Annotated in this window: 17 protein-coding genes and 1 riboswitch; of the genes, 5 read left to right on the forward strand and 12 right to left on the reverse strand. The window is 46.8% G+C overall.

The window, feature by feature from the left end; all coding sequences use genetic code 11:
• The first annotated feature begins 426 nt into the window (after positions 1 to 426).
• Complete coding sequence (locus BSR11_RS09765; RefSeq protein WP_072670278.1) at positions 427 to 972, forward strand: gamma carbonic anhydrase family protein; 546 nt, start codon at positions 427 to 429, stop codon at positions 970 to 972.
• Between the two features lie 51 nt (positions 973 to 1,023).
• Here BSR11_RS09765 and BSR11_RS09770 read toward each other — a convergent pair whose 3' ends face one another.
• From BSR11_RS09770 to tsaC, 4 genes are read right to left on the reverse strand one after another with little or no spacing between them, the layout of a single operon-like run.
• Positions 1,024 to 1,293: a DUF1488 family protein gene (locus tag BSR11_RS09770; RefSeq protein WP_072670222.1), complete on the reverse strand. Its 270-nt coding sequence runs from the start codon at positions 1,291 to 1,293 to the stop codon at positions 1,024 to 1,026.
• Positions 1,290 to 2,126 carry a shikimate dehydrogenase gene (gene aroE, locus BSR11_RS09775; RefSeq protein WP_072670223.1) on the reverse strand — a complete coding sequence of 279 codons (837 nt, stop codon included), beginning with the start codon at positions 2,124 to 2,126 and terminating at the stop codon, positions 1,290 to 1,292. Before aroE ends, BSR11_RS09770 begins: the two co-directional genes overlap by 4 nt.
• A gap of 60 nt (positions 2,127 to 2,186) precedes the next feature.
• Positions 2,187 to 3,101 carry an oxygen-dependent coproporphyrinogen oxidase gene (hemF, locus tag BSR11_RS09780; protein WP_072670224.1) on the reverse strand — a complete coding sequence of 305 codons (915 nt, stop codon included), beginning with the start codon at positions 3,099 to 3,101 and terminating at the stop codon, positions 2,187 to 2,189.
• Positions 3,102 to 3,116: 15 nt separating this feature from the next.
• Positions 3,117 to 3,674 (reverse strand): L-threonylcarbamoyladenylate synthase type 1 TsaC, encoded by a 558-nt coding sequence (gene tsaC / locus BSR11_RS09785; protein ID WP_072670225.1) that lies wholly within the window; start codon positions 3,672 to 3,674, stop codon positions 3,117 to 3,119.
• A 198-nt stretch (positions 3,675 to 3,872) separates the two neighbouring features.
• Here tsaC and purE point away from each other — a divergent pair, with 198 nt between their 5' ends.
• Positions 3,873 to 4,358: a 5-(carboxyamino)imidazole ribonucleotide mutase gene (gene purE, locus BSR11_RS09790; protein ID WP_072670226.1), complete on the forward strand. Its 486-nt coding sequence runs from the start codon at positions 3,873 to 3,875 to the stop codon at positions 4,356 to 4,358.
• A 4-nt stretch (positions 4,359 to 4,362) separates the two neighbouring features.
• Positions 4,363 to 5,481, forward strand: coding sequence for a 5-(carboxyamino)imidazole ribonucleotide synthase (locus tag BSR11_RS09795; RefSeq protein ID WP_072670227.1), 1,119 nt, complete (start codon positions 4,363 to 4,365; stop codon positions 5,479 to 5,481).
• Positions 5,482 to 5,554: 73 nt separating this feature from the next.
• On the opposite strand, the gene BSR11_RS09800 is transcribed toward BSR11_RS09795, so the two are convergent.
• From BSR11_RS09800 to glyQ, 3 genes are all read right to left on the reverse strand, one after another.
• On the reverse strand, positions 5,555 to 6,823 hold the full coding sequence (locus tag BSR11_RS09800; protein WP_072670228.1) for a valine--pyruvate transaminase: 1,269 nt from the start codon (positions 6,821 to 6,823) through the stop codon (positions 5,555 to 5,557).
• A gap of 203 nt (positions 6,824 to 7,026) precedes the next feature.
• Entirely contained in the window at positions 7,027 to 9,093 is a 2,067-nt protein-coding gene (glyS, locus tag BSR11_RS09805) for a glycine--tRNA ligase subunit beta (protein ID WP_072670229.1), read from the reverse strand.
• A 1-nt stretch (position 9,094) separates the two neighbouring features.
• Positions 9,095 to 10,012, reverse strand: a complete 918-nt coding sequence (gene glyQ / locus BSR11_RS09810) for a glycine--tRNA ligase subunit alpha (RefSeq protein ID WP_072670230.1) — start codon at positions 10,010 to 10,012, stop codon at positions 9,095 to 9,097.
• A 212-nt stretch (positions 10,013 to 10,224) separates the two neighbouring features.
• Positions 10,225 to 10,339: riboswitch (yybP-ykoY riboswitch) on the forward strand.
• A gap of 89 nt (positions 10,340 to 10,428) precedes the next feature.
• Here glyQ and BSR11_RS09815 point away from each other — a divergent pair.
• Both BSR11_RS09815 and BSR11_RS09820 read left to right on the forward strand, forming a co-directional pair.
• A complete protein-coding gene (locus BSR11_RS09815; protein WP_072670231.1) occupies positions 10,429 to 10,983 on the forward strand; it encodes a TMEM165/GDT1 family protein in 555 nt (184 codons plus the stop codon).
• A gap of 144 nt (positions 10,984 to 11,127) precedes the next feature.
• Positions 11,128 to 11,388: a hypothetical protein gene (locus tag BSR11_RS09820; protein ID WP_072670232.1), complete on the forward strand. Its 261-nt coding sequence runs from the start codon at positions 11,128 to 11,130 to the stop codon at positions 11,386 to 11,388.
• 141 nt (positions 11,389 to 11,529) lie between these two features.
• Here the strand turns inward: BSR11_RS09820 and tusA are convergent, their stop codons facing one another.
• The 5 genes from tusA to ilvE form a co-directional block, all read right to left on the reverse strand.
• Positions 11,530 to 11,778: a sulfurtransferase TusA gene (tusA, locus tag BSR11_RS09825; protein ID WP_072670233.1), complete on the reverse strand. Its 249-nt coding sequence runs from the start codon at positions 11,776 to 11,778 to the stop codon at positions 11,530 to 11,532.
• Positions 11,779 to 12,135: 357 nt separating this feature from the next.
• Complete coding sequence (acuI, locus tag BSR11_RS09830; RefSeq protein ID WP_072670234.1) at positions 12,136 to 13,116, reverse strand: acrylyl-CoA reductase (NADPH); 981 nt, start codon at positions 13,114 to 13,116, stop codon at positions 12,136 to 12,138.
• A gap of 240 nt (positions 13,117 to 13,356) precedes the next feature.
• Complete coding sequence (gene ilvA, locus BSR11_RS09835) at positions 13,357 to 14,886, reverse strand: threonine ammonia-lyase, biosynthetic (RefSeq protein ID WP_072670235.1); 1,530 nt, start codon at positions 14,884 to 14,886, stop codon at positions 13,357 to 13,359.
• A gap of 3 nt (positions 14,887 to 14,889) precedes the next feature.
• Positions 14,890 to 16,731 carry a dihydroxy-acid dehydratase gene (gene ilvD, locus BSR11_RS09840; RefSeq protein ID WP_072670236.1) on the reverse strand — a complete coding sequence of 614 codons (1,842 nt, stop codon included), beginning with the start codon at positions 16,729 to 16,731 and terminating at the stop codon, positions 14,890 to 14,892.
• 13 nt (positions 16,732 to 16,744) lie between these two features.
• On the reverse strand, positions 16,745 to 17,686 hold the full coding sequence (ilvE, locus tag BSR11_RS09845) for a branched-chain-amino-acid transaminase (RefSeq protein WP_072670237.1): 942 nt from the start codon (positions 17,684 to 17,686) through the stop codon (positions 16,745 to 16,747).
• Between the last annotated feature and the right edge of the window lies 1 nt (position 17,687).

The raw sequence follows: 17,687 nt of genomic DNA on the forward strand, positions 1-17,687 counted from the left end.
GATAGTGCTAAAAGCGCTATCAATTGGTCACTCAGTTCATTGATACCTAAGTGCTTATTGCTAAGCATTTTGATTATCATCAACGAGTGCCCACACAGATTGATTGGTTTAAATTGTTAAAGAGCTTGCTTGTGAGGCTCACTGAGCTTCGAAGCGGAGGTGAATTCTAGCGAGTTAATTTGAAGAGTCAAACACTTTTTCAAATTTTCTTTTTTAGAAGCTTTCTCTCAACTAACATTGCTTGAAGCCTTGTGGCATCTGCCGTGTCAGTGAGGGCGCATTATAGGGAGTTTGTTTAACTTGGCAAGTGCTTTTTTACTTTTTTTATGATTTCTCGCTCAACAGAGCGATTATTGCTCAAAAATGCCATTTCTAGTGCTATTCTTAGCTTATTTACCGCAATTTAAGCCTATTGAGGATGGTTTGATGAGTTCTATCCGAAGTTATAAAGGGGTATTACCGACGCTAAATGAACGTGTCTATATAGATAACAGTTCGGTTTTAGTGGGCGATATCACTATCGAGAGTGATTCCAGTATTTGGCCTTTAGTTGCTGCACGCGGTGACGTTAACCACATCCGTATCGGTTCACGCACCAATATACAAGACGGTAGCGTTTTACACGTCACCCATAAAAATAGCCACAATCCTAATGGCTATCCGCTCTTGATCGGTAATGATGTCACTATTGGCCATAAAGTCATGCTGCATGGCTGCACCATTCACGATCGAGTTCTGGTGGGGATGGGATCGATTATTCTTGATGGTGCCATCATTGAAAGTGAGGTAATGATAGGTGCGGGTAGCTTAGTGCCGCCCGGAAAAACCTTGGTCAGCGGCTATCTGTACGTCGGAAGTCCGGTGAAACAAGCCCGTAAGCTAACTGAAGCAGAGCGACAATTTTTACTGCAATCAGCAAGTAACTATGTACAAACTAAAAATGAGTACTTAGCTGAACCATCGCAACTCTAGCTACATCATTGTTCTAGGTCTATTGACCTTTCGAGCCCGCCCATGAGGTGTTTACGGTTTTAGCACCTCAATCATACCGGCTGAAGTGAAGCACTCTTCTTCAATTAGCTGCTCCGCTTGTTCTTCAATATCAAAGCGCCACTCACTAAACACCGTCAGTGCCTGCTGTGGGCTGGTAATCGTCACCCCAGACCAAGATTGCAGCTCAGATAACGAAATAAAACAGCCGATGAGCGCGCCACTCTGCTGCGCGGAAAAATCAACCGCTTGTAGCTGCTCATTCCACTTTTGATCATCGGTAAATAAAATCGCTTGGTTCATACGCCACCAGATAAATTTTTTCTTAATTCACGTAAGACTTGCTTAGTTCCAGGGCGCAGGCCACGCCACAACATAAAGCTTTCTGCCGCTTGGGCAACCAACATACCTAAACCATCATAAACTGAGTAGCAGCCATTGTCCTTTGCCCATTGATTAAACACCGTAAGCTGATTGCCATACATCATATCGTAAGCGACGCTATGGTTAGCAAAAATCAGTGGCGATATCTGAGGGATCTCCCCCTCTAAACTGGCAGAGGTGGAGTTAATCACAACATCAAATGAGGTTGCCAGTGTCTCCATCGGCTGAGCCACCACTGAACCATAGGCAGCGAACTGTTGACTCAACACTTCCGCTTTAGAGAAAGTGCGATTAGTGATCACCAAATCAGCAGGATGCTGATCTAACAAAGGTTTGATGACGCCTCGCGCTGCGCCGCCGGCACCAATCAATAAGATTTTCACCCCCGTCAACGCAACTTGATGCTGCAGTAAGTCTTGAACCAGCCCTTCACCATCGGTATTATCACCAAGTAGCACACCATCATCCAGTTTTTTCAAGGTATTGACCGCGCCGGCTAACTGGGCGCGTTCTGTTAAGCGATCCGCTAACTGAAAAGCCTGTTCTTTAAATGGTACGGTGATGTTGCACCCTCTACCACCATGCGCAAAAAAATCATTCATTGCCTGCTCAAAACCGTCGACCGCTGCCAATTGAGCAGTGTAAGTCATGTTTTGATTGGTTTGACGCGCAAATAAGGTATGAATAAAAGGCGATTTACTGTGGCCAATAGGGTTACCGAAGACCGCATAACGATCGTATTGAAATTCCATATCATTAACCTAATTAACAAAAAGGGTCTGACTTGACCCTATCACTGCCATGCTTGACTGTCACCACTCTCTTGGCACTAAAAATTCGGCCAAATGCGCTTCAGCGCTATTAGGCTCTGGCTGGTAGTTATATTGCCAACGCGCTAACGGAGGCATCGACATTAAAATCGACTCTGTTCGGCCCCCGGTTTGTAAACCAAATAACGTCCCTCGGTCATAGACTAAGTTAAATTCAACATAGCGCCCGCGCCGATATAACTGAAAATGTCGCTGTACTTCACCATAAGCTGTGTCTTTACGCCGCGCAACAATCGGCAAGTAAGCCTCTGTGTAACCTTTACCAACCGCTTGCATGTAGGCAAAACACTGAGCAAATGGCCATTGATTTAAGTCATCGAAAAAGAGCCCACCCACACCGCGAGTTTCATTACGGTGCGGTAAGAAGAAATAATCATCACACCAAGCCTTATGTTCAGCATAAACCTGATCACCAAAAGGCGCACATAAGGTCCGCGCCGTCGCGTGCCATGCTTGCACATCCTCTAAAAATGGGTAAAACGGCGTTAAGTCAAAACCACCGCCAAACCACCAAATGGGCGTTTCTCCCTCTTTTTCAGCAATAAAAAAGCGCACATTAGCATGAGAGGTAGGCACATAAGGATTATGCGGATGCATCACTAACGACACCCCCATCGCTTCAAAACGCCGACCAGCTAACTCAGGACGGTGTGCGGTGGCGGATGCTGGCATTTGTTGACCAGTAACATGAGAAAAATTAACGCCGCCTTGTTCAAAAACCAAACCGTCGGTCATGACTCGTGTTCGCCCACCGCCACCTAAGCGTTCGCTCGGCTCACGATGCCAGATTTCTTCGACAAACTTAGCCTTGCCATCGGCCTGTTCTAATTGCTGGCAAATACTGTCTTGTAACTCAAGCAAAAACTGCTTTACCGCTTGCTTATCAATGTCTGGCATCGTCGATTTCCTTGCTTAACCTTGTCTTAAAATTTGACCCGTTTTCGCGTCACGAATTTCACTCGGTTTATTTCTACCACCAGTTTCACCACGTAAAATAGCTGGCAGGTGCTCACCCAGTTGCTGCTCAACTTGCTCAGTGGTCATACACGGCGGCAGCCCTGTTAAATTAGCACTGGTCGAGGTAAGCGGTTTACCGAACGCATTACATAACTGTTGTACTAGTGGATGATCCGTCACTCGCACCGCAATCGAGTCAAACTGACCGCTGACCCATGACGAGACTTTCTGACTAGCAGGCATCACCCATGTAACGGGGCCCGGCCAAGTCGCATGAATCGTCGCCAATTGTTCGGCGCTTAGCTGGCTTTCATCAATATATGGCAACAATTGCTGATAAGAGGCCGCAATCAAAATCAAGCCTTTTTCTACCGGTCGCTGCTTCAAAGCTAATAACTTTTCAATCGCTTGTGAGTTATCTGGGTCGCATCCAACACCAAATACCCCCTCGGTTGGATAGGCGATAACATCACCATCACGTAATGCCTGTAAACAGAGTTGAAAATTATCCACGATACCTTTCTCTTGTGAAATCTAGTCGACCCACTGAGTTTACAAATTCTGGTTAAAACAGGCTAAAGCTATTTACTGACAAATGGTATCTTTGACAAAATAACCACAACGCAAACGTTTTCCTAAGAAAAAAATACTCGTATAATGCGCGCAAATAACCCATTCACCCTAATGTGATGATGTTTGAAGGAGTTTACAATGAAAGTGGCGATTATTATGGGTTCGAAATCCGATTGGCCAACCATGAAGCTAGCAGCAGAAATGTTGCAGCAATTTGGGATCGATTATGAAACCAAGGTGGTGTCTGCTCACCGAACTCCTCAACTACTGGCGGATTATGCTAGCAGCGCTCAGCAACGAGGTATTAAAGTTATCATCGCTGGCGCCGGCGGCGCGGCGCATTTACCAGGCATGACGGCTGCCTTTACTAGCTTGCCTGTACTTGGCGTGCCTGTACAATCAAAAGCCCTTAACGGGATGGACTCACTACTCTCTATCGTGCAAATGCCAAAAGGCATTGCGGTAGGAACGCTGGCTATCGGCGAAGCGGGGGCCGCTAATGCCGGCTTATTAGCCGCACAAATCCTCGCCACCCATGATCAAGAGATCATGGCGAAAATCGATGCCTTTCGTTTAGCGCAAACCGAAACCGTGCTCGCCAACCCTAATCCAGCAGAGGACTAATCAGATGCAAGTTTTAGTCTTAGGGGCTGGCCAATTAGCCCGCATGATGGCGCTAGCAGGCACTCCGCTGAATATTGAGATCCATGCGTTTGATGTAACAACCGGTAATATCGTGCAGCCGATCACAGGCCAAGTCATCGGCCAAGGGCTAGCGATGGCCATTGAGCAAGCGGATGTGATTACCGCTGAATTTGAACATATTCCTGATGATATACTTGAGCAATGCGCGCAAAGTGGCAAGCTGCTTCCCAATCAAACCGCGATTAAAGCTGGTGGCAATCGACAACGTGAAAAAGCATTACTTAAGCAAGCGGCTGTAAATAGTGCTCAATACGCCATCGTACAATCTCGTGACGATTTGCTCACTGCTATCGAAACCATTGGACTACCGATGGTTTTAAAAAGCGCGCTTGGTGGTTATGATGGCAAGGGGCAATGGCGTCTCAAACAAGCACAAGATATTGATAGTCTTTGGCCCGAACTACAAGACTGCTTAGCAAGCTCAGCGCAACAAACCATCATTGCCGAGCAATTTATCGCTTTTGATCGCGAAGTCTCGTTAATTGGCGCGAGAGGACAAGATGGCAGCATAGTGACCTATCCCCTGACGGAAAATGTGCACACCAATGGCGTGTTGAGTTTATCCACCTCGTTGGATGATCTCGCGCTACAACAACAAGCCGAAAGCATCTTTCGCGCGGTAGCTGAGCAATTAGAGTATGTGGGTGTGCTGGCTTTAGAATTTTTTGATGTCAACGGGCAGCTGCTGGTCAATGAAATTGCACCTCGAGTACATAACTCCGGCCACTGGACACAACAAGGTGCCGAAACGTGTCAATTTGAAAATCATTTGCGCGCCGTATGTGGTTTACCATTAGGCAGCACGCAACTGATCCGCCCGACAGCCATGATTAACGTCTTAGGCCTTGATAGCCTGCCGGACGCGTTGCTTGCTATGGAAGGGTGTCATGTCCATTGGTATGGCAAACAAAAACGCCCGGGGCGTAAGATGGGCCATATTAATATCAGTGCCGATTATAGCGGTGAACTGCAAAGACGCCTTGCGCGCCTTAGCCAGCTATTAGATAAAGAGAATTTTCCAGCGCTGCACAAACATGATTAAACGCTGACTCATCGCCTAAAACCACCCCAGCCACACATTAGGCTGGCGGTGGTGATAACAGCCCCTAACACCTTCAGCAGATCGATGACTGCTCAACTTGCTGATAAGCCTTAGCGACTTCTTCGGCGATAATCTGAATACCTTTTTGCATTTCCTGATCATCTTGCACATAGTTCATCCGTAGACATTGATGAGTATGTGGCCAGTCTTCCTGTTGGCCAATAAAGAAATATTCACCAGGAACAACCAATACTCCTCGATCTTTAAGACGCTGATACAGCGCCATAGTGCTGATCGGCAATTCATCAAACCACAGCCATAGGAAAATCGCCCCTTCAGGTTTGTGGATCCGAAAGCGCGAGTCAGGTATCGCCTGCTGAAGTAACTTCACCGCGGTTTGTGATTTTTGTTGATAAAATGGGCGAATAACTTCATCACTCAAGCGCAGTAAATCCCCTCGCTCAATCATATGCTGAGCTATCGCGGGGCCAACACTGCCGGGGGCTAAACTAATAATGCCATTCATATTGGTTAAAGCTTGAGTCACCATTTCATTGGCGATGACAATGCCGCAACGTACGCCTGGTAATCCAAGTTTGGATAAGCTCATGCATAAAATGGTATTGTCATTCCAAAACGGTTCAACCTGTTCAAAAATGATATTAGGAAATGGCACACCATAAGCATTGTCTATGATCAACGGAATACCATTATCCCGCGCTAACTGATCGAGCTTATGGATCTCATCTTCGGTCAAGACATTACCGGTTGGATTGGTCGGTCGAGAGGCACAGATTGCTGCAATTGAAGAATCCACCTTTAACTGGTTAAAGTCGACATGGTATTTGAATAACCCATCATCAAGCATTTCAATCTCGGGTCGATAAGAGATAAACAGATCGTCATCAATCCCTGCGTCGCCATAACCAATGTATTCCGGAGCCAACGGCAGTAAAACCTTCTTATGAGAGCCATCGGGCTGCTGACCGGCGAATAAGTTAAATAAATAGAAAAAACCACTTTGGCTACCATTGGTTAAGCTGATGTTTTTCTCACTAATTTCCCAGCCATAAGTCGTTTTTAGCAGCGCAGCGAGCGATTTAACGAAACGATCTTTCCCTTGCGGACCATCGTAATTACTCAGCGCAGCGATCAGCTCACCGTTGCTCAGCATCTCAGCGCTGGTTTGATGAAAATAGTCGATCATCGCTGGTATAGCGGCAGGATTTCCGCCACCGAGCATAATAGCTCCGGGGGTGCGCAGACCATCATTCAAATCATCCATTAATTGGGTAATACCGGAATACTGATTAAATTTTTCACCAAATTTTGAAAACTGCATTGCTGACTGCCTAATTCATAATTGTATTAACTTGCCTAAAGGAGCATAAAACGATGCCATGCTCATCGATCAATCCTTGAACATACCGCAATGCTTTTACCTATCAAAGTACTATTTTTGAACACCAGAGTATTCAGTTGAAAAAAAGCCCAACTCATTTGAGTTGGGCTTCAATCACAAACCGTATGGTTTATTGCTAATGATTACTTTTGTAACAGAGAAATGTCAGCAATTTGCAGGAATAAGTTACGCAAGTCGTTAAGCAAAGTTAAACGGTTTTGCTTTAGCGCTTCATCGTCAGCCATCACCATCACATTATCAAAAAACGCATCAACGGGTTCACGTAGTGAGGCCAATTGACTCAGTGCTTGCTGATAATCACCTGACGCAAAGACTGGTTCAAGGGCTTCGCTCATCACCGCGACTTCTTGTGCCAAGGCTTTCTCTGCGGGTTCTTGCAATAACGCGAGATCAACCTCAGCAGGTAACTGACCAGCAAATTTCGCGAGGATATTCCCAACCCGCTTATTGGCTGCTGCCAACGCTTCTGCCGCTTCGAGTTCACGGAAGTGTGACACGGCTTTTACCCGCTGATCGAAATCAGCCGGCTTGGTTGGACGACGCGCCAACACCGCTTGAATAACATCAACACTGAAGCCTTCGTCTTGATACCAAGCGCGGAAGCGACCCAGCATGAATTCAATCACATCGTGTTCAACCGCTTCATTAGTCAAACGATCACCAAAGAGGGATTTCGCTTTCGCGACCAAATCCACTAAGTCAAGCTTGTAGCCGTATTCAACGATGATCCGCAGTACACCTAAAGAAGCGCGGCGCAAAGCAAAAGGATCAGAACCTTTTGGTGCTTGGCCAATCCCGAAAATACCGACGATGGTATCCAGTTTATCTGCCATCGCTAGCGCAGAAGAAACTCCGTCACTCGGCAACTGATCACCAGCAAAGCGCGGCATATACTGCTCGTTCATCGCCAATGCTACCGCTTCTGGCTCACCATCATGGCGAGCATAATGCATGCCCATCACACCTTGAGTGTCGGTAAACTCAAACACCATTGAGGTCATTAAATCACATTTAGCGAGCAAACCTGCACGTTTGGCTTGTGTAACGTCAGCGCCAATTTGCTCTGCAATATAACCGGCTAACTCTGTGATGCGGTCAGTCTTATCTTTAATTGTGCCCAATTTCTGCTGGAAAATAGCCGTTTCAAGCTGTGGCAAGCGATCAATCAGCTTGCTCTTGAGGTCGGTATTAAAGAAGAATTCAGCATCAGCCAGACGTGGACGTACCACCTTTTCGTTACCTTCGATAACGTGGCGTGGCTCTTTAGACTCAATGTTGGTCACAAAGATAAAGTTAGGTAATAATTGCTTATTGGCGTCATACACTGGGAAGTATTTTTGGTCACCTTTCATGGTGTACACCAAGGCTTCCGATGGTACATTGAGGAACTTCTCTTCAAATTTAGCCGTTAAAACCACTGGCCATTCGACTAGCGCGGTGACTTCTTCCACTAAATCGTCATCGAGTTCTGCAATACCACCCACTTGTTGTGCCGCTTGCTGAGCACCAGCAATGATCGTCGCTTTACGCGTCTCGTAGTCGGCAATCACTTTACCGCGTTGCTCTAAAATGTCTGGGTACTGCTGGGCAGAATCGATAGTAAATTCTTTCTCACCCATAAAACGGTGACCACGAATGGTACGTGCTGATGCCACGCCTAAAATTTCGCCTTCGATCAACTCCTCACCAAGCAGCATGGTCAAGGTTTTTACTGGACGGATAAATTGAGTCTCTTTATCGCCCCAACGCATTGGTTTAGCGATAGGTAAGTTGGCCAATGCTTTCGCAGCCAGCTCAACCACAATCGCTTTCGCTGCTTGGCCTTTCACTTCTTGTTTGAACAGCAACCACTCACCTTGCTCAGTTTTGAGGCGATCAGCTTGCTCAACCGTGATCCCATTACCACGTGCCCAACCTTGTGCTGCCTTCGTCGGATTACCTTCTGCATCAAAAGCCACTGACACCGCAGGGCCACGCTTTTCAAGTACCTTATCCGCTTGTTTTTCAGCAAGATTAGTCACTTTCAGCGCCAAACGACGGGGAGTGGCAAACCATTTTACGCCATCATGAGTCAGCTCTGCCGCGGCGAGCTCTGCACTAAAATTGGCGGCAAACGCTTCTGCTAAAGTGCGCAACTGCTTCGGTGGTAACTCTTCCGTACCCAGTTCAATTAGAAATTCTTTGGCCATGTTATTGCTCCTCACCCTTTTTACACATTGGGAAGCCTAGCGCTTCGCGAGAAGCGTAATACGCTTCAGCAACCGCCTTCGTGAGGTTGCGAATACGCAGGATATAACGTTGGCGCTCAGTGACCGAAATAGCCTTACGAGCATCAAGCAAGTTAAAGGCATGGCCCGCTTTTAAAATCCGCTCATAAGCCGGTAGTGGCAGTGGTTTTTCAAGCTCAAGCAGGTATTGACACTCTTTCTCGCACTGATCGAAGAAAGTGAACAGAAAATCCACGTCCGCGTGCTCAAAGTTGTAGGTTGACTGCTCTACTTCATTTTGGTGGAAAATATCGCCATAGGTTACTTTACCTAATGGACCATCTGTCCAGACTAAATCATAAACAGAATCAACACCTTGAATGTACATCGCTAGACGCTCGATACCGTAAGTGATTTCACCGGTTACCGGCTTGCACTCAAGACCACCAACTTGTTGGAAGTAAGTGAACTGAGTCACTTCCATGCCGTTCAGCCATACTTCCCAGCCCAATCCCCATGCACCTAAGGTTGGGTTTTCCCAGTTGTCTTCAACAAAACGAATGTCGTGAACCAGCGGGTCAACACCTAATACCTCCAGTGATCCAAGGTACAACTCTTGAATGTTATCCGGCGATGGTTTGATGATGACTTGAAATTGATAGTAGTGCTGTAGGCGGTTCGGGTTTTCACCATAACGGCCGTCGGTTGGACGACGAGAAGGTTGAACATACGCCGTAGCGATAGGCTCTGGGCCGATAGCTCGCAGGCATGTCATTGGGTGAGAGGTACCTGCACCAACTTCCATATCTAATGGTTGAACAATGGTACAGCCTTGTTGGGCCCAATAATCCTGCAGCGCGAGGATCATACCCTGAAAGGTTTTGATGTCGTATTTTTGCATAGTCAGGTTCGCGCGATTCTTCTGTCTGAATTGATAAGAAATAGCGAACAAGTATACCGAGATATTCGCTCAGCGAGTAGGGGTAATCTTGCTTAATTAATGGTCAAAAATCCCTTTTAAGGCAATTTTTCCCATCGATTGTGGCAAATTATGCCAAAAGTAAACTTTGGGGTCATTTGTGGCTTGAGATTTATTGCCAGCCTGATTAGAATTGCGCCGTCTTTGGGGAGTAGCTTATCGCTAAGATACCTAATCTTAACGATTCGTTCGTCAACATAATTGGTGCCACATCACCATGGCGTTCGAGGCTAAAAATCTTTTTAGCTTAGCAAGACCTTAGACAAACAAAGCGAACCGGGGTGGGGCGTGGCGTTTGTCTATGGTTATTATAATTATCCCGCCCCACTGAGCCTGTCGTGAGCGCATTAGCTATTTCAATTACTACCGTCGCCTTAGCTGAAATTGGCGATAAAACTCAACTGCTATCTTTGTTGTTAGCCAGTCGATACCGAAAACCTGTTCCTATCATCGCGGCGATATTTCTTGCCACTTTAGCGAATCATGCCTTAGCCGCTTGGCTTGGTGTGGTTGTTGCCGACTATTTGTCGCCCGACATTTTAAAATGGGTTTTAGTGGTGAGTTTTTTAATCATGGCCGGATGGGTATTAATCCCTGATAAATTGGATGAAGAGGAGTCTATCTCTAACCGTGGGCCTTTTGTTGCCAGCTTTATCGCCTTTTTTATTGCTGAAATCGGCGACAAAACCCAGATAGCCACTTCCATTTTAGGAGCTCAATATGCTGATGCTTTATTGTGGGTCATTTTAGGCACCACGATTGGCATGCTGCTGGCTAATGTTCCTGTGGTGATGATCGGCAAATTGTCGGCCAATAAGCTGCCACTTGGTTTGATCCGCAAAGTCACCGCTGTTTTATTTATCGGCTTAGCGATTGCTGCCGCGCTGTTCTAGAACAGATCTCGTTGTTTCGATAAAAATTGTTAGCACTGGATCACGCTCTTGACCAAAAGCCATTAAGAGCGTGATGTTCGCCATATTCGTATCACTATTGCCATGCTAGGTTAACCATATCGTGATGCGGTAAGAGGGTTGATTATGCTGACACGCTATACGGGAATGACAGCCAAAAGTCAGAGCTACTTATTCACTTTTGGGTTTCTACTCACCTTATTAGGTATGACGTTAACCAATATGTGGCTACCCATGGTCGCGGGAGCGATTATTATGGCGGCCTTAACGGTCGAGGCTTGGATCCGAGTCGCTTACATTATTCCAATGCACAATGAGTTAAGAGCACTGCAACAACAAGTGAATAAACTACAAGCAGAAATCCGAGCGATTGAGTACCAAGAATAAACTTAACCCGCAATCAGCACATATCATCAATATGCATGCTGATTACTCTAAAGATAATAAAGTAGGGCGAATTATCTAGCCTTACTTTCTTTCATCGGCTAAATCCCCAGCAATCAACCATGGCTGCCAAAGACTGCAAGATTAAGCTAAGCCTTTTTTGATCAAATACTGATAAGGTAGTTGCTCGGTTTGCTGCGCCAACAATTGATGATCCATAAAGCGGCAAAAACTGGGGATATCTCGAGTCGTGGAAGGATCATCCGCCATCACCAATAACACATCGCCAGCTTGCATGGTACGAATGGTCTTGCGCACCATCATTACTGGTTCAGGGCAACGCAGTCCTTGCGCATCAAGGGAATGGGTCGCTAATGTTGAGTCAAATGTCATGCAAAAACCTAATCGAGTAGCAAAATAAGGCGTAGATAATACGACTGAAAGAAAAATATTCAATAATCACTTGGCAAAACTCATTTTAACCACTACCTTTATTAACATACATTTAACAAGCGCTCCAATATAATAACTCTCCATTTTTCTTGGGCTTCCCCGCTGTATGGCGGGATTTTTTTTGCTATTTATTTAGGGTTTTGCCTAGAATAGCTAGGCAAAACCCTCTCGCCGCGATTAAAACACTTTTATCTCGAACAAAATTTAACCGTGAAAGATAAACAGACCCTAAGCGCAAAACTAAGACGTAGCAAACCGTGCAGCGTCTTGGTTGTCATTAACCACGTCTCCTTTCTGTTAGAGTTTAATCACTACGCGGCCTGTCACTTGGCCTTGCGTAATCGCTTGTGCAAATTCAGGTACCTGCTCAAGAGAGATCTCGTGACACGCTTGCTCAAAATAACTGGCAGGTAAATATTGCGCGAGACTTTGCCATGCCGCAAGGCGCTTTTCTGCTGGGCAAGAGACTGAATCGACCCCTTGCAAACGTACATTACGTAAAATAAATGGCATCACTGTCGTCGGTAAATCAAAGCCGCCGGCTAAACCGCATGCCGCAACGGTACTGTTATAGTCCATTTGAGCGAGCACTTTAGCTAATATTTTGCTGCCTACGGTATCAATCGCCCCAGCCCAAAGCTGCTTTTCTAATGGCCGAGCGGGCTGTTCAAACTCGCTGCGATCAATAATTCGGCTGGCACCGAGTTTTTCTAGTAGTGGACCATTTTGTTCAACACGACCGGTTACCGCCGCAACTTTATAACCTAGGTTAGCTAATAGTGTTACCGCAACGGAACCAACGCCGCCGCTGGCACCAGTCACTAGGATTTCACCTTGTTCTGCTTTAATGCCTGCATCTAACAGAGCTTGAACACAGAGCATCGCGGTAAAGCCAGCAGTACCAATCATCATCGCTTGTTTGCTGTCCAATCCAGACACTAAAGGCACCAACCAATCAGCTTGCAGACGAGCCTTTTCAGCCATCCCCCCCCAATGGTTTTCGCCGACTCCCCATCCGGTTAATACCACTTGGTCGCCGCTTTGGTAACGAGCATCCTTAGACTCAATCACTTGGCCCGCGAGGTCGATCCCAGGCACCATGGGAAAGTTACGAATGATCTTACCTTTACCAGTAATGGCTAAACCGTCTTTATAATTGAGTGAAGAGTACTCCACGGCAACCAAAACGTCGCCATCAGGCAATTGAATCTCATCGAGTGATTCGATGGTCGCGGTTGTGTTTTTTTCTTGCTGGTTGAGGATTAGCGCTTTAAACATATTGGTCTCCGGGCTGAATATAACGAGTGAAAGTGCAATAGCCTGTGATTGGCATAAACGAACCTAGCCAACATCCTGCAGCTTCAAGTATAAAGGGGATAATCACCACACAATGGCTTCAGTATACGCAAACCCATAATGAAATGTTGTTATGTACAATTAGATTACCGCTACCATGATCACAAAGCGAACGGATAAAAAATGCCAGTCGTATGACTGGCATGTGAAAGTAAAATGGACTTAGGATAAGAAGAATTGATAAGCCGGATTATTAGTCTCATCCTTATACTGATAGCCAAGCTCATAGAGATGAGCAGAAAATCGCACTAAATCACTTTCTGCTAACTCGAAGCCACACAATACTCGTCCGTAATCCGCACCATGGTTACGATAATTAAATAAGCTAATGTTCCAATGAGTGCCTAAGGTACTCAAAAACTTGAGTAAGGCTCCCGGATACTCTGGAAATTCAAAGCTATATAAACGCTCTTTGAGTGGCTTCGAAGGTTTACCGCCTATCATGTAACGCACATGCAGCTTAGCCATTTCATCGTCAGACAGATCGACCACCGGATAACCACCCTGTCGCAAATCATGGACGATATGCTGTAATTCTTCTTGCCCTCCTAATAAACGAACACCAACAAAGATATTAGCCAGTTGGTCATCGTTATAGCGATAGTTGAACTCAGTAACCGCTCGACCACCGATAATATGGCAAAACTCAAAAAATGCCCCAGGACGTTCAGGAATGGTCACCGCCAGCAAACCTTCACGCTTCTCACCGAGTTCACACCGTTCAGAGACATAGCGTAAACCATGGAAGTTGGTATTGGCACCAGATAATACCGTAGCCAGTTGTTTATCCACCAGTTGGTGACGCTCGGCAAATTTCTTCAACCCAGCTAAAGCCAGTGCCCCTGAAGGCTCGGCAATCGCGCGCGTGTCTTCAAAAATATCTTTCACTGCCGAGCAAATTTCATCGCTAGAAACGGTGATATGGCCATCGAGGTATTGTTGGCACAAACGGAAGGTTTCATCACCAATCCGCTTCACCGCTACCCCATCAGCAAACAAACTCACTTGTTCAAGTACCACAGGTTCACCAGCATCTAACGCAGCTTTCAGACATGCTGAATCCTCTGGTTCAACGGCAATGACTTTGATATCCGGCATCAATTGCTTGATCAGCACCGCCACTCCGGCCGCAAGTCCGCCGCCGCCCACGGGCAGAAAAATATAATCGAGATGACCATTTTGCTGCAGCATCTCCATGCCTATGGTTCCTTGCCCAGCAATGACTAATGGATGATCAAAGGGCGGCACAAAAGTATAGCCATGCTGCGCTGCCAAACGTTCAGCTTCTGCTTTCGCTTCATCAAAATTATTGCCATGTAACATCACGACACCGCCAAATCCACGAACCGCCTCCACTTTAATATCAGGGGTAGTTTTGGGCATGACGATGGTGGTTTTGATGCCTAGCTTGGTACCGGATAATGCCATTCCTTGCGCATGATTACCGGCGGAGGCGGCAATCACCCCGGCTTGTTTCTGCGCATCAGATAGACTGGATAACATGGTGTAAGCACCACGTAATTTGAAAGAATGTACTGGCTGGCGATCTTCTCGTTTTAATTGCACTCGGTTTTGAATGCGCGCTGATAGGCGCGGCATTGCTTGCAGTGGCGTCACTAACGCCACGTCGTAAACAGGTGCACGCAAAATTTGCCGTAAATACTCCGCGCCGGTTTGCTTGCTTGCACTCATCCACTACCCCTCAAGTTTCGATTTATCTCGCACTGCGCCTTTATCAGCACTGGTTGCCAGACTCGCGTAAGCTTTGAGCGCTAAAGAGACTTCACGCTGACGATTAACCGGTTTCCAGCCTTGCTTATCTTGCGCGGCTCGACGCTCAGCCAACTCATCTTCTGAAACCAGTAGGCGAATCGAACGATTAGGAATATCAATCGCGATCTTATCGCCATTATTGACCAAACCTATCGTGCCACCATTAGCGGCTTCAGGAGAGACATGACCAATCGATAAGCCAGAAGTACCACCAGAAAAACGGCCATCGGTTAATAAGGCACAAGCCTTACCAAGCCCCATTGATTTAAGATAAGTGGTTGGGTAAAGCATCTCTTGCATACCCGGGCCGCCTTTAGGGCCTTCGTAGCGAATCACGACTACATCCCCAGCTTTAACTTGGCCACCTAAAATACCTTCTACCGCCGTATCTTGGCTTTCAAACACAATCGCTGGTCCCGTGAAAGTGAGATTGTCTTCATCGACGCCCGCAGTTTTAACAATACAACCGTCAAGGGCAATGTTGCCACGAAGCACCGCCAAACCACCATCTTGACTAAAGGCATGGGCTTTACTGCGAATGCAACCTGAGGTGCGATCATCGTCTAATCGATCCCAACGGCAAGATTGTGAAAATGCTTTGGTGGTACGAATGCCAGCCGGACCAGCACGGAAAAAGTCGAGCACCGCTTGATCGTCCGTTTGCATGATGTCGTATTGGGCCAATTGCTGTTGCAAGGTCATCCCCAACACAGTATGGGTTTGGTTATTGATCAATCCTGCGCGATCTAACTCGCCCAAAATTGCCATAACGCCTCCAGCGCGATGGACATCTTCCATGTGATATTTCTGGGTCGATGGCGCCACTTTACAGAGATGCGGCACTTGACGTGACATGCGGTCAATATCCGTCATATCGAAATCAATCTCTCCCTCTTGCGCCGCCGCTAAGAGATGCAAAACCGTATTGGTGGAGCCGCCCATAGCGATATCCAGCGCCATGGCATTTTCAAACGCCGCTTTATTGGCGATATTACGTGGCAGCGCCGAGTGATCGTCTTGCTCATAGTAACGCTTGGTCAGTTCAACAATCCGTTTACCGGCATTGATAAATAACGCTTCGCGATCGGCATGAGTCGCCAGCATCGAACCATTACCAGGCTGGGAAAGCCCTAATGCTTCGGTTAAACAATTCATTGAGTTAGCGGTAAACATCCCCGAGCAAGAGCCGCAAGTCGGACAAGCCGAGCGCTCAATTTGCTGACTTTGCTGATCAGAAACCGTAGGATCGGCTCCTTGAATCATGGCATCAACCAAATCAAGTTTGATAATTTGATCGGACAATTTGGTTTTGCCCGCTTCCATCGGACCGCCGGAGACAAAAATCACCGGAATATTTAAGCGCAGCGCCGCCATCATCATTCCTGGAGTGATCTTGTCACAGTTCGAGATACAGACCATGGCATCAGCACAATGCGCATTAACCATATACTCCACCGAATCGGCAATTAGCTCCCGTGATGGCAAGGAATACAGCATGCCACCATGGCCCATGGCAATACCATCATCCACCGCAATGGTATTAAATTCTTTGGCGATACCGCCAGCTTTCTCTATTTCCCCCGCCACCAATTGTCCCATGTCTTTAAGATGCACATGACCCGGTACAAACTGGGTAAATGAGTTGACCACCGCAATGATCGGTTTTCCAAAATCTTCTTCTTTAACACCGGTTGCACGCCATAGGGCACGTGCTCCGGCCATATTACGACCATGAGTGGTCGTTGCTGAACGATACTTTGGCATTGTCCGTTATCCTCTATGATTGCTTCTCTGGGTAGACATAATCCAACCAACCCCACTTATCTTCTGTGGTGCCGTTGAATAGGCCAAAGTACGCCTCTTGCATCACTTTAGTGATCGGTCCGCGTTTACCTTCACCAACCGTGATTTGATCGACACTGCGTACCGGAACGATTTCCGCTGCCGTTCCGGTCATGAATATTTCATCCGCCAAATACAGCGCTTCACGGGCAATATTCACTTCACGCACTTCGTAGCCCATGTCTTTGGCAAGGGTCATGATCGAATCGCGGGTAATGCCAGGCAGAATGGAGCTGGTAGTTGGCGGAGTCAGCAGTACGCCATTTTTGATCACAAAGATATTTTCGCCTGCACCTTCAGATAAATAACCATCCACACTTAAGGCAATACCTTCGGCATAGCCATGACGACGCGCTTCACCGCCGACAAGCAGAGAGGATAAGTAGTTACCGCCCGCTTTAGCGGCGGTTGGGATAGTATTCGGCGCAGCGCGGTGCCAGCTAGAAATCATCGCATCGACACCATTTTCTAATGCTTCATCACCTAAATAAGCGCCCCAAGGGAAAGCGGCGATGATCAACTCCATCTCAGTATTCACCGGCGGGCAAACCCCAAGGCCGACATTGCCCACAAAACCCAACGGGCGAATATAAGCCGAATCGAGCTTATTAATTCGCAACGTTTCCCGTGTTGCTTCCATGATTTCGTCAATTGTATAGGGAATTGGAAAACGATAAATTTTTGCCGAATCTTTCAGACGCTGAGCATGCTCGCGATGACGGAAAACGATTGGACCTTTCGGGGTGTTATAGCAACGCACGCCTTCAAAGACTGAGGTACCGTAATGCATTGCGTGAGTCAGTACATGGACATTGGCATTGGCCCATGGCACCATTTCACCGTTGAACCAAATGTAATCTGCTGTTTTTGTTGCCATT

The organism is Vibrio injensis (genome assembly GCF_001895205.1).
Lineage (GTDB): Bacteria > Pseudomonadota > Gammaproteobacteria > Enterobacterales > Vibrionaceae > Vibrio > Vibrio injensis.